The sequence below is a fragment of the Pelistega indica genome (genome assembly GCF_000506865.1).
In the GTDB taxonomy this organism is placed as follows: Bacteria; Pseudomonadota; Gammaproteobacteria; order Burkholderiales; family Burkholderiaceae_B; genus Taylorella; species Taylorella indica.
Genome location: NZ_AYSV01000112.1, coordinates 1 through 12,767, shown reverse-complemented (window position 1 = coordinate 12,767; position 12,767 = coordinate 1). Strand labels below are relative to the sequence as shown.

At 39.6% G+C, this 12,767-nt stretch carries 9 protein-coding genes, 2 pseudogenes and 1 riboswitch; of the genes and pseudogenes, 9 read left to right on the top strand and 2 right to left on the bottom strand.

Features of this window, described 5'->3' with window-relative positions; translation table 11 throughout:
- The 3 genes and pseudogenes from V757_RS28155 to V757_RS25260 form a co-directional block, all read left to right on the top strand.
- Positions 1-178: pseudogene (locus V757_RS28155) on the top strand (IS481 family transposase); the annotation flags it as partial.
- A 118-nt stretch (positions 179-296) separates the two neighbouring features.
- Complete coding sequence (locus tag V757_RS25265; protein ID WP_031274811.1) at positions 297-683, top strand: hypothetical protein; 387 nt, start codon at positions 297-299, stop codon at positions 681-683.
- 9 nt (positions 684-692) lie between these two features.
- On the top strand, positions 693-965 hold the full coding sequence (locus V757_RS25260; RefSeq protein WP_023952555.1) for a GNAT family N-acetyltransferase: 273 nt from the start codon (positions 693-695) through the stop codon (positions 963-965).
- Positions 966-1,048: 83 nt separating this feature from the next.
- On the opposite strand, the gene V757_RS25255 is transcribed toward V757_RS25260, so the two are convergent.
- Together V757_RS25255 and thiC are read right to left on the bottom strand one after the other, a co-directional pair.
- Complete coding sequence (locus V757_RS25255) at positions 1,049-1,954, bottom strand: hypothetical protein (protein ID WP_023952553.1); 906 nt, start codon at positions 1,952-1,954, stop codon at positions 1,049-1,051.
- Positions 1,955-2,055: 101 nt separating this feature from the next.
- On the bottom strand, positions 2,056-3,927 hold the full coding sequence (thiC, locus tag V757_RS25250; RefSeq protein WP_023952551.1) for a phosphomethylpyrimidine synthase ThiC: 1,872 nt from the start codon (positions 3,925-3,927) through the stop codon (positions 2,056-2,058).
- Between the two features lie 70 nt (positions 3,928-3,997).
- Positions 3,998-4,102: riboswitch (TPP riboswitch) on the bottom strand.
- Positions 4,103-4,270: 168 nt separating this feature from the next.
- Here thiC and acnB point away from each other — a divergent pair.
- The 6 genes and pseudogenes from acnB (at position 4,271) to acnA (ending at position 12,526) form a co-directional block, all read left to right on the top strand.
- Positions 4,271-6,865: a bifunctional aconitate hydratase 2/2-methylisocitrate dehydratase gene (gene acnB / locus V757_RS25245; RefSeq protein ID WP_023952549.1), complete on the top strand. Its 2,595-nt coding sequence runs from the start codon at positions 4,271-4,273 to the stop codon at positions 6,863-6,865.
- Positions 6,866-7,001: 136 nt separating this feature from the next.
- The gene (locus tag V757_RS25240; RefSeq protein WP_023952547.1) at positions 7,002-7,268 is read left to right on the top strand and encodes a BolA family protein; all 267 of its coding nucleotides are present in this window, start codon (positions 7,002-7,004) and stop codon (positions 7,266-7,268) included.
- A 21-nt stretch (positions 7,269-7,289) separates the two neighbouring features.
- Positions 7,290-7,760, top strand: coding sequence for a peptidylprolyl isomerase (locus V757_RS29435; protein ID WP_052019416.1), 471 nt, complete (start codon positions 7,290-7,292; stop codon positions 7,758-7,760).
- The gene (locus V757_RS29430; protein WP_052019414.1) at positions 7,708-8,076 is read left to right on the top strand and encodes a peptidylprolyl isomerase; all 369 of its coding nucleotides are present in this window, start codon (positions 7,708-7,710) and stop codon (positions 8,074-8,076) included. The genes V757_RS29435 and V757_RS29430 overlap by 53 nt, the downstream gene beginning before the upstream one ends.
- Before the next feature lie 281 nt (positions 8,077-8,357).
- Positions 8,358-9,551, top strand: coding sequence for an aminotransferase-like domain-containing protein (locus V757_RS25230; RefSeq protein WP_023952545.1), 1,194 nt, complete (start codon positions 8,358-8,360; stop codon positions 9,549-9,551).
- Between the two features lie 277 nt (positions 9,552-9,828).
- Positions 9,829-12,526 (top strand): annotated as a pseudogene (acnA, locus tag V757_RS25225) (aconitate hydratase AcnA).
- Positions 12,527-12,767: the final 241 nt, after the last annotated feature.

Here is a 12,767-nt window from a genome sequence, read left to right as displayed (position 1 = left end):
TCAGCGTTCCGCAAAAAACTCTATCAGTGATTTAGATAGTTTGCAAAAAGACCTAGACGAATGGCTTGATTTCTATAATAATGAACGAACTCATCAAGGAAAGATGTGCTGTGGGCGAACACCCATAGAAACATTGATTGATGGTAAACAGATTTGGAACAGCAAAAAGCTGAGCTAAATCTAATCTGACAGACACCGCTTGTCAAACGGGGAACTGTCAGATGAAGTCTGAACTTCTACACTTAATTTGCTCTTATAAACAAATTTGTTTAGATTATCAAAGGATTATCTCAAAAATGCTTAATTTATTAAGTATCGCCCTTTTTTTATTACTCGCCTGCATGCTCTGTACTGTTTTTGCATTGTTGTTTATTTTTATGCATCAAATAAAGCGTATCAATGATGTTATGCAACACCCTTATTTACAAACGCTTCCTTGGCATAGACTCACACTCGGTAATAAAACAGGTATTTTATTAGACTATTTCTTCCGTCTTTTCTTTCCAAATGCAAAAAAAGGAATAAGAGGCAATGCCAATCAACTTCTGGCTCATGTGAACCCTAGTGAAGTACCTACTTCCGTTAAATTGCCAATTTTAGCCTTGTGGGGAAGCTGTTTTTTAGGTATTCTAATGATGATTATCCTATGGGTACTGATCTTATTCATTTATAACAAAAATTAGGAGACCATTATGCAATTTAATCATGATGAAGACGCTCAAGTCTTTACAACAGAAGTCGATGGACATATCGCCCATATTGATTATCATCTGTCAGGAGATACAGCAGCTTTTCTACACACAATCGTACCTGATGCCATTGGTGGACGAGGCATTGCAGGAAAACTCACTGAATTTGCTTTAAATACCGCCAAAGGAAAAGGTTGGAAAGTGATCCCTAGTTGTTCTTATACGGCAGCTTATGTCGCACGTCATCCAGAATATAACGACTTACTCGCTAAATAAAACAAACCTTAGCCTAAAAAAGCTCTCCATAAAAAAACAGTGACTTTAAGCCACTGTTTTTTATATCTCAATTTACTTTAGCACTAATTACTAACGTTGATATTTAACTCTTTAAAGACCTGTTTTAGCTGCTCAGGAGATTGTGTTAAATTAATCAAATTCCCTAAAGGATAAGGTTCTTTAGGGTCTAATGAGATTTTTAGATTTTTCTTTTCAGCACGGAAAAAGTTGTCCGCACTTTTACAAAACTCTTGATGCTTCTCAATGCCCATCATGACAAGCTGATTCTCACATTCCTGCATATAGTTATCAGGGACCTTATTTTGCTTGGCGCTTTTTTCTACCAATCCCTTATCATAAAAAGCGACGGAAAGGTCATCTAAACGAACCGTAGATAACGCCGCAAATGCTTGGAAAGGATTACGCTCTAATTCAGCTCTCTTATCTTTGGCTAATGCAATAAAACCACTTGCATCTTTAATATCAAGAGCAAACTCCATATCCACTGCTTTTTCCTGATTTAACATCACAGAAAAATCTACATTACCTTTTTCTATTTCGTGTTCTAATTTTAATGTACCATTAAGTAATGGCAGCTCTTTTAAGTCTAATTCCTGTAAATCTGGTGTCTCTGCAATGAACGCTGCCACAGGAGATTTACCTGACTCATCACTTACCCCGTTAAACGTTATATCAAGTTTAAATTCTTTATCGCTATCCTCGAAATTTTTAACATCTAATTGTTGAATAAACAATTTTTTACCCGTTTCTGGGACTGTAATTTCGACCTTATTTAAGGTAGCGGTATTATCCAAACGTGCACTTAACTTTTCCCACATCACAGAATTCTCTAACTTATGTTTAGCTAAATAAGCACGAGCCTTCTCTTCTGCTTTTTGAGTAGCAAAATAATTACCTCCAAACCATACCCCTGCACCAATAACTGCTACCGCCATAACACCTACTAGCGTGTTTTTAGCTAACGTCATTCCACACTCCTTTAAAAATGTAGTTAAATACTCAATTACTGTCGCCATTTTACATAAAAACACAGTAAGAAGTATCTAACCACATATTACGCATTAATAATTTACTGATAAATATTGGCGCCTTTTCTTAAAAACTCAATGGATTTTTCTTGCATCCCTTTATTTCTTTCTGCATAGTCTCTAACTTCTTGCGTAATCTTCATAGAGCAGAATTTAGGACCACACATAGAACAAAAATGAGCAATTTTAGCGCCTTCTGCGGGTAATGTCTGATCATGATAACTCTCAGCACGCTCTGGATCTAGACCTAATCTAAACTGGTCACGCCATCTAAATTCAAACCGTGCTTTAGATAAGGCATTATCTCGTAATTGCGCTCCTGGCCACCCTTTTGCCAAATCTGCGGCATGTGCTGCTAGCTTATATGTAATAATACCAGTGCGTACATCCTCTTTATCAGGCAATCCTAAATGTTCTTTGGGTGTCACATAGCACAGCATCGCCGTACCATACCAAGCAATATTAGCTGCCCCTATTCCTGAGGTAATATGATCGTAGCCAGGAGCAATATCAGTCACCAACGGTCCAAGAGTATAAAAAGGTGCTTGAAAACAATGCTTAAGCTCTTCGGTCATATTCTGCTGTACTCGTTGTAAAGGAACATGACCCGGTCCCTCAATCATCACCTGTACATCATGCTTCCATGCTTTCGCAGTTAGCTCACCCAAGGTATGTAACTCGCCAAATTGTGCCTCATCATTAGCATCAGCGATACAACCAGGCCTTAACCCATCGCCCAATGAAAAAGACACATCATACGCTTTCATAATCTCGCAAATTTCATCAAAATGCGTATAAAGAAAGTTCTCTTGATGATGAGCTAAACACCATTTCGCCATGATAGAGCCCCCTCTTGATACAATACCGGTCAAACGGCTAACTGTCAGTGGCACATATCGCAAGAGTACTCCTGCATGAATAGTAAAATAATCCACACCCTGCTCAGCCTGCTCAATTAAGGTATCCCTAAATAGCTCCCATGTTAAGTCTTCTGCAATTCCCCCTGTTTTTTCCAATGCTTGATAAATAGGTACAGTCCCTATCGGTACAGGAGCATTACGAATAATCCACTCACGTGTTTCATGAATATGCTCACCTGTCGATAAATCCATAATTGTATCTGCCCCCCACCTAAGCGCCCAGACCATTTTTTCGACTTCTTCCGTCAGTGATGAGGTAACAGCTGAATTGCCTAAATTACCATTGATTTTGACGCGAAAATTACGTCCAATAATCATAGGCTCAATTTCAGGGTGATTAATATTGGCAGGAATAATCGCTCGACCAGCAGCAACTTCTTGTCGCACAAACTCTGGGGTGATTTGATCAGGATGTTGCGGAATATTTGCACCAAAATGCTGTCCTGAATGCTGTTTTAATAATTTGGTATAACGAGGGTCACGCAATAGCTCATCCAACTTCAACCGCTCACGAATTGCCACAAACTCCATTTCTGGTGTGATGATACCTTTGCGTGCATAATGCATCTGTGTCACATTATGCCCTGCCTTAGCACGTCTTGGCTGAGTAATTTGATTAAACCGTAAATGGGCAGTAGTCGGATCATGTGCTCGTTCTTGCCCATATTGACTAGACAACGTAGGCAAAATTTCTGTGTCTTGCCGCTCTTCTAGCCACGCATGGCGGATAGGTGGCAAGCCTTTTTTTAAGTCAATACCCACATCTGCTTGACCATAAACTCCACTCGTATCATAGACAGGGATAGGTGGATTTTCTTCAATACCTGCTGATGTAATAGTATCGTCTTGATAAATTTCTCGGCATGGTACTTGAATATCAGGACGACTACCTTGAAGGTACACTTTTGCAGAATTAGGATAAGCGAATTGAACACCTAAAGAGGCACTCAGTTGCTCCAATGCATGAGCTTCATTTCCCTTAGATTTAGCCATTAAAACACTCCTTTTGGTAAAAAAGAAACAGGAGTGTGACTGCAATTACCCCTAGAAAAATCACCTAGGCTAGTTGTAGTTAGAAACTCCCCACGCAAGTATTATCTTGATCGGTATAAAGGGTAATTCTCAGCCATATTAATCATTATGAAATATAGCACCCCTGTTTCGGCTGACATAAATATAGCCTAGTTTGCTAAAAATAACAACTCTACCTCAAATAACAACTCGATTCCCTTGCCAAATTTGTTTTTCCAAGTCTTATATAAGACTTACCGAAAATGCTTTTTTACTTTTATAATAGAGAGAATATTTATTCTTAACCGACTTCAGGAAAATAACTATGTTGGAAGCATATCGTAAACATGAAGCAGAACGTGCTGCTTTAGGCATTCCTGCCCTCCCCCTCTCAGCAAAACAAACAGCTGACTTAATTGAACTACTCAAAAATCCTCCAGCAGGTGAAGAGAAGTTTTTATTAGATTTATTAACTCATCGTGTTCCTGCGGGCGTTGATGATGCAGCAAAAGTAAAAGCATCTTATTTAGCAGCGATTGCTTTCGGTTCTGAAAAAAATGCCTTAATCAGTCCTGCACTTGCAACTGAGCTATTGGGTACAATGCTTGGTGGTTATAACATCAGCCCATTAATTGACTTATTAGACAATGCTGAACTTGGTCAAATCGCTGCCAATGGTTTGAAAAAAACATTGTTAATGTTTGACTCTTTCCATGATGTGAAAGAAAAAGCCGACAAAGGCAATGCGTTTGCTAAAGAAGTTCTTCAAAGCTGGGCAGATGCAGAATGGTTCACAAGCCGTCCTGAAGTACCAGAAAGCTTAAAAATCACTGTATTTAAAGTACCCGGTGAAACCAATACAGATGACTTATCACCTGCTCCAGATGCAACAACACGCCCTGATATCCCTATGCACGCTTTAGCGATGCTAAAAAACAAACGCGAAGGCGCACCTTTCACGCCAGAAGAAGATGGTAAACGTGGTCCTGTTGCGTTTATCCAATCACTAAAAGAAAAAGGTAACTTAGTTGCTTATGTAGGTGACGTTGTTGGTACTGGTTCTTCTCGTAAATCAGCTACTAACTCCGTATTGTGGTTCACTGGTGAAGATATTCCTTTTATTCCTAACAAACGCTTTGGTGGCGTATGCTTAGGTGGCAAAATTGCACCTATTTTCTACAATACTATGGAAGATGCTGGTGCATTACCAATTGAATTAGACGTTAGCCAAATGAATATGGGAGACGTTGTTGAATTACGCCCATACGAAGGTAAAGCGCTAAAAGACGGTAAAGTAATTTCTGAATTCCAAGTGAAGTCAGATGTACTATTTGACGAAGTTCGTGCTGGTGGTCGTATTCCATTAATTATCGGTCGTGGTCTAACAGCCAAAGCTCGTGAAGCGTTAGGTCTACCACCATCAACCCTATTCCGTTTACCAAAAGACCCTGCAGATACTGGCAAAGGCTTTACATTAGCTCAAAAAATGGTTGGTCGTGCCTGTGGTCTTCCAGAAGGTAAAGGCGTACGTCCTGGCACATACTGTGAGCCTCGTATGACATCTGTTGGTAGCCAAGATACAACAGGTCCAATGACTCGTGATGAGTTAAAAGACTTAGCATGTTTAGGCTTCTCTGCTGATTTGGTCATGCAATCTTTCTGCCATACAGCCGCTTATCCAAAACCAGTAGACGTGAAAACACATCACGAGTTACCAGAGTTTATTTCTAGCCGTGGTGGTATTTCTCTACGTCCAGGTGACGGTGTTATTCACTCATGGTTAAACCGTATGTTATTACCTGATACTGTAGGTACAGGTGGTGACTCTCATACTCGTTTCCCTGTTGGTATTAGTTTCCCTGCGGGCTCTGGTTTAGTTGCTTTCGCAGCAGCTACTGGTGTAATGCCTCTAGATATGCCTGAATCTGTGCTTGTACGCTTCAAAGGTCAAATGCAACCTGGCGTGACATTGCGTGACCTCGTTAATGCTATTCCTTACTATGCCATTAAACAAGGTTTACTCACTGTCGCTAAACAAGGTAAGAAAAATATTTTCTCTGGTCGTATCTTAGAGATTGAGGGATTACCTGATCTTAAAGTTGAACAAGCCTTTGAATTAACAGATGCTTCAGCTGAACGTTCTGCGGCTGGTTGTACTGTTCATTTAAATAAAGAACCAATCATTGAATACATCAAATCTAATATCACACTATTAAAAGTGATGATTGCAGAAGGCTATCAAGATGCTCGTTCATTAGCACGTCGTATCAAAGCAATGGAAGCATGGTTAGCAAATCCACAACTGTTAAAAGCAGATGAGGATGCTGAGTACGCTGCGGTAATCGAAATTGATTTGAATGAAATTCATGAGCCTATCGTTGCCTGCCCTAACGATCCAGATGACGTGAAAACATTATCTGATGTGGCTGGCGTGAAGATTGATGAAGTGTTTATCGGTAGTTGTATGACTAATATTGGTCACTTCCGTGCCGCGTCTAAATTGCTCGAAGGCAAACGTGATATCCCTGTTCGCTTATGGGTAGCCCCTCCAACCAAAATGGATGCTGAACAGCTTTCTGAAGAAGGTCATTACGGCGTTTTAGGTGTTGCTGGTGCTCGTACAGAAATGCCTGGTTGTTCTCTATGTATGGGCAACCAAGCACAGGTCCGTACAGGAGCAACTGTGATGTCTACTAGTACTCGTAACTTCCCTAACCGTTTAGGTAAAGATACTAATGTTTACTTAGGCTCTGCGGAGTTAGCGGCTATCTGCTCACGTCTAGGTCGCATTCCTACTCGTGAAGAGTACTTAGCTGATATCGGTGTGATTAATGAAAATGGCGATAAAATTTATCGTTACATGAACTTTGATCAAATCGAAAGCTATGCAGAAAAAGCTGAGAGCGTTACACTAGACTAAATAGTGTTACTCCTCGTTTCAGTGAGGACAAAAACTATCTAGTTTTGTTAATATAATCGCTACACTTAAAGCCAATCTTGATATAAAGTCAGGGTTGGCTTTTACCATAAGTCATTTTTATAGGATTAAGCTGTTTATGACATCTAACCCTCGTGCAGACCTTCTCAAAGAGCGTTTACAACAACTCGACCCTTTGGAATTAATTATTGAGGATGAGTCACATCTGCATGCTGGTCATGCAGGAAGCCGTAACGGAGCAAGTCATTTCCGAGTGACTATTTGTTCTGAACAGTTTCGAGGATTAACTCGCGTGGCTCAGCAACGTTTAGTTTTTGATACGCTTAACGATTTACTTCCTTATCCTATTCATGCCTTAGCTCTTATTACCAAAATACCTTCTTAATTTTTTTAAGGAATAACAACAATGACTCTTTCTATCAAACCACTTATTATTGCAATCGCTTTAGGTGCAAGCTTCCCTGCTATGGCACAAGATGCAGCTATTGTAAACGGTAAAACAATTACACAAGCAGAAGTAAATGCTACAGCAGAAGCCATGGGTATGAAAGATGCTGATGCAGAGACTAAAAAGAAAGTGCTAGAAAACTTAATTACTCAAACGGCACTAGAGCAAGAAGCTGAAAAACTTGGGGTGGATAAAGATAAAGACTTTCAAATGGCACTAGAAAATGCACGCGCTAATCTCTTAATCTCTGCTCTAGTTAAGCAATGGGAAGAAAAAAATCCAGTAAAAGACGCAGATGTAAAAGCGAAATACGATGAACTATCAGTAAAAGTAGGTTCACGCCAAGAATACAATGTACGCCATATCTTAGTTAAAGATGAAGCAACAGCTAAAAAGCTTATCGCTGACATTAAAGCGAAAAAAAATTAGTTTTGCTGACGCCGCTAAAAAATCTTCTGAAGACAAAGGTTCTGGTGCTGAAGGTGGTGAATTAGGTTGGGCACCTGCTAGCCGTTATGTCCCAGAATTTGCTAAAGCTGTAGAAGCAGGCAAAAAAGGTGAGCTTATCGCTGAACCTGTTAAATCTGAATTTGGTTATCACGTGATTGAAGTCGTAGACACTCGTCCTATTAAGGCACCTGCTTTTGAAGAAGTAAAAGCCCAATTAACTGATCAAGTGCGCCAAGAAGCTATGTTGAAATACGCTAAAGAAATTCGTGACAAAGCTAAAGTTGAAATTAAATAAGTGAATCATCACGACTAGTATCATCAACTACTACTAGTAAAGTCCAACCTCTTATTGTGATAAACAATAAGAGGTTTTTTACGCATTTATATTCATAATCATCTAAATAATTCACCTCGTAATAATCCACAGAGAGTTAATTATGTGCATTAATTTATATGCTCTAATTGCCTTTAAATTAGGATTTACACGACAATTTCAATGCTTTTTAGACTAAGTCTAGCCATGACCGTAAAAAAGGGATAATATAGTTCATTAAATCTAATTTGAACGAAGCAATCATGACTACATTTAATTTCTCATTATCCAAAAGAGCTAGTACTGCCACTAGCTCAGTTATCCGTGAAATCCTCAAAGTAACAGAGCGTCCAGATGTTATTTCATTTGCAGGTGGTTTACCATCACCTGAGGGCTTCCCCGTCGAAAAACTTAGACAAGCCTATGATACGGTCATGAGTAACCATCCCAAAGTCGCTTTACAATATGGACCCACAGAAGGCTATCGCCCTTTACGTGAATGGGTGGTTAGCGACTTCAAGGCTCGTGGCGTAGATATCACCGTTGATAATGTTCTTGTCGTATCAGGATCTCAACAAGCACTTGATTTAATTGGTAAATTATTTATTGATGAAGGCTCAAAAGTAGTTCTTGAATCACCGTCATACTTAGGTGCCATCCAATCATTTAATCAATTTGGTCCTACTTATGCTGCTGTACCTACTGATGAATTAGGTCTTGTTCCAGAAGGTTTGACTGATGAGATTGCTAAAGATGCTCGTTTCCTTTATGCCTTACCTAACTTCCAAAACCCTACAGGTCGTACATTAAACCTTGAGCGTCGTATTGCCTTAGTTAAACGCTGTGCTGAGCTTAACCTTCCTTTAATCGAAGATGATCCTTATGGTGAGTTACGCTTTGAGGGCGAAGCTCTACCAGGATTATTCGCTTTATCTCAGCAATATGGTGGTACCGTGATTCGCATGGGATCATTCTCTAAAGTATTAGCACCAGGTATGCGTATTGGCTTTGTAATTGCTCCAGAAGCGATTATTGCCAAGATGGTTCAATTAAAACAAGCTACCGATCTTCATACCGCCTCTATCACTCAAATGGCTGTTTATGAAGCTGTTAAAGATGGTTTTTTAACTGAACATTTACCCAAAGTTCGAGAGCTTTACAAACGTCAATGTGGTTATATGCTAGAAGCACTAGAAGAAAACTTCAAGGGTATTGATGTTACATGGACTCATCCATCTGGTGGTATGTTCCTATGGTTGACGTTTAACGAAAGTATCAATACGACTGAGTTATTACCACGTGCAGTTGATGAGCAAAAAGTAGCTTATGTTCCTGGTCAACCTTTCTATCCATTGGCAGACAAGCCTGTGACTAATAACTTACGTCTAAGCTTTGTCACTGTACCAGAAGATAAAATCCGTACAGGTATTGCTAATCTAGCAAAGCTTTTTAAATAAAAATCAATTAACTAGAAGCCTGCATTTTTAACTAAAAATCAGGCTTCCCTTCTTGGGATTTTGACGTGCAGGGTTTCCAAAAGTTTAGCTTTCAAAAAGCATTACTTATCCCCACAAAACCCTGCACGCCGAAAGTACTTACATTACCTTAACCTGTTTTTTTAACTAAAAATCAGGCTTCCCTTTTGTCCGATTTTAACCAAAAGACGTATTAGCTTTTTTTTCTATTTTGAGGTATAAATAAAGATATATTTCATAACCCAAAATGGAGAAAGCTATGCTTGCTCAGCAGACTTTAAAACAGTTTTCTATTGGCGATAAAACCGGCCAATTATATTCACTCCCCACCCTAGCCCAAACAACTCAATATCTCTCTATCTCACCTACCTGTCTCAATCCGTATTGTTCTTGAGGCCTTACTACGTCATCAAGATAATGTCAAAATTACCGATGAACATATCAAGGCTTTAGCTACTTGGGAACCTAATGCCAAACGTACGGAAGAGATTCCATTTATTGTGGCACGTGTTGTTTTACAAGATTTTACTGGCGTTCCCTTGCTAGCTGACCTAGCTGCTATGCGCACTGTTGCTGAAAATATGGGTAAAGATCCAAAAAGAATTGAACCACTAGTACCAGTTGACTTAGTAGTAGATCACTCTGTAATGATTGACTATTACGGCACCAAAGAATCATTAGATTTAAACATGAAACTTGAGTTTCAACGCAATAAAGAGCGTTATCAATTTATGAAATGGGGTATGCAAGCCTTTGATACCTTTGGTGTAGTTCCTCCGGGGTTTGGTATTGTTCACCAAGTTAACCTTGAATATCTTGCTCCAGGCGTTCACAAAACTAAAGATGGTATTTACTATCCTGACTCACTAGTGGGTACTGACTCTCATACAACCATGATTAACGGTGTAGGTGTTGTTGGTTGGGGTGTTGGTGGTATTGAAGCTGAAGCAGGTATGTTGGGACAACCAGTCTATTTCCTCACTCCTGATGTTGTTGGTGTAGAGCTAACAGGTCAATTAAAACCAGGCGTAACCGCTACAGACTTAGTACTTACGTTAACAGAATTACTACGCCGCGAAAAAGTAGTGGGTAAATTTGTAGAGTTCTGTGGTGAGGGTACAGCCAGTATTAACGTACCTAATCGTGCGACCATTGCGAACATGGCGCCTGAATATGGTGCGACTATGGGCTTTTTCCCTGTTGATGACAAAACTATCGAATACTTCAAAGGCACAGGTCGCTCTGATGAAGCTATCGAAGCCTTTAAAGCTTATTTCCAAGCTCAAGAGCTTTATGGTATTCCACGTGCCAATGACATCAACTATACCAAATTACTACACTTAGACCTATCAAGTATTGAGCCATCAGTCGCAGGTCCTAAACGCCCTCAAGATCGTATTGTTTTACCAAATATTAAATCGACTTTTGAACAATTGTTTACAGCACCTATTCAAAACAATGGGTTTAACCAAGATGTGGCTGCATTAGACAAAACATACACAGCGCAAAATGGCATTGAGATCAAACAAGGAGATATTCTAATTGCGGCTATCACCTCATGCACCAATACCTCTAACCCTAGTGTATTACTCGCAGCAGGTCTATTAGCCAAAAAAGCGGTAGAGGCTGGCTTACAGATTAAACCTCATATCAAAACTTCTTTAGCCCCTGGATCACGTGTAGTGACAGAGTATTTAGAAAAAACAGGTCTACTGCCTTATCTAGAACAGCTTGGTTTTGATATTTCTGCTTATGGTTGTACTACCTGTATTGGTAATGCTGGTGATTTATTACCTGAGTTCAATCAGCTCATTACTGAAAATAATTTAGTCTGCTCAGCTATTTTATCGGGTAACCGTAACTTTGAGGCACGCATCCATCCAAATATTAAAGCAAACTTCTTAGCCTCACCGCCTCTAGTAGTGGCGTATGCATTAGCTGGCAATATTCGTAAAAATCTAACTGTCGAGCCAATTGCCATAAACAAAGAAGGCAAAGCTATCTATCTACAAGATATTTGGCCAAGCAATGAAGAAATTCAAGCCCTTCTTCCTCAAGCAATGGAACCAACCGTTTATCGCCAAAATTACGAACAAATCAAGACTAATCCCGGAGAGCTATGGAAACGTATTGAAGGCGTCACTGGTAACGTATATAACTGGCCTGAATCAACTTATATTGCTAAGCCACCATTCTTTGATCAATTCAGTATGACTCCTGGATCAATACCTAGTATCAAGCAAGCACGAATCTTAGGTATTTTTGGTGACTCAGTAACGACTGACCATATCTCTCCTGCAGGCTCAATCAAAGAAACATCACCTGCTGGTCAATGGTTAATCCAGCACGATATTTCCAAAGGTGACTTCAACAGCTACGGCTCTCGCCGTGGTAACCATGAAGTAATGATTCGTGGTACGTTTGCCAATGTCCGCATCAAAAACTTAATGATTCCACCCAAAGCAGATGGCTCACTCGTTGAAGGTGGTGAAACTATCTATCAACCAACAGGAGAACAAGTCTCTATCTTTGATGCCGCAATGCGCTATATTAGTCACAATACCCCAACTGTTATCTTTGCAGGTGAAGAATATGGTACAGGTTCATCTCGAGACTGGGCTGCCAAAGGTACTCAATTGCTAGGTGTTAAAGCCGTAATTGCACGAAGCTTTGAGCGTATTCATCGCAATAACCTAGTAGGTATGGGTGTTCTACCATTACAATTTAAAGGTGATGATAGTATTAGTAAACTTGGCATTACGGGTAATGAAGTCATTGATATATCAGGTCTAGAAAATGGTATTCAAGCACAACAAGATGTTGTCCTAACTATCCATCGTACTGATGGTACTAGCACACAGGTCACCGTATTGTTACGTATTGATACGCCAATTGAAGTAGAATACTACCAACATGGAGGCATTCTACCATTCGTCTTACGTCAATTGCTTGCCTAATAAATCTGTTATTGCCGTAAGAAATTACTACCAGTAATAGTAATTTAATAAAGTAGTTTTAATGTGGGCTTTGAGATGAACTCATAAGAGTAAATCCGAGCCCACTGTGCTTTTAATTGAGTTATTATTCCCCATATCTTAAAAATAACGGTTAAATAGCTCACCAAACATACTTTACTAAAGGCTATACCCTCTCTTATTTGTGATAAATATTAATGTCAACACACCAACCTTCGTTATC

What these genes read in the sequence shown, in the direction of transcription:
- V757_RS25265 (WP_031274811.1), top strand. Translation starts at nt 297, where the DNA reads ATGCTTAATTTATTAAGTATCGCCCTTTTTTTATTACTCGCCTGCATG.
- V757_RS25260 (WP_023952555.1), top strand. Translation starts at nt 693, where the DNA reads ATGCAATTTAATCATGATGAAGACGCTCAAGTCTTTACAACAGAAGTC.
- V757_RS25255 (WP_023952553.1), bottom strand. Translation starts at nt 1,954, where the DNA reads ATGACGTTAGCTAAAAACACGCTAGTAGGTGTTATGGCGGTAGCAGTT.
- thiC (WP_023952551.1), bottom strand. Translation starts at nt 3,927, where the DNA reads ATGGCTAAATCTAAGGGAAATGAAGCTCATGCATTGGAGCAACTGAGT.
- acnB (WP_023952549.1), top strand. Translation starts at nt 4,271, where the DNA reads ATGTTGGAAGCATATCGTAAACATGAAGCAGAACGTGCTGCTTTAGGC.
- V757_RS25240 (WP_023952547.1), top strand. Translation starts at nt 7,002, where the DNA reads ATGACATCTAACCCTCGTGCAGACCTTCTCAAAGAGCGTTTACAACAA.
- V757_RS29435 (WP_052019416.1), top strand. Translation starts at nt 7,290, where the DNA reads ATGACTCTTTCTATCAAACCACTTATTATTGCAATCGCTTTAGGTGCA.
- V757_RS29430 (WP_052019414.1), top strand. Translation starts at nt 7,708, where the DNA reads ATGAAGCAACAGCTAAAAAGCTTATCGCTGACATTAAAGCGAAAAAAA.
- V757_RS25230 (WP_023952545.1), top strand. Translation starts at nt 8,358, where the DNA reads ATGACTACATTTAATTTCTCATTATCCAAAAGAGCTAGTACTGCCACT.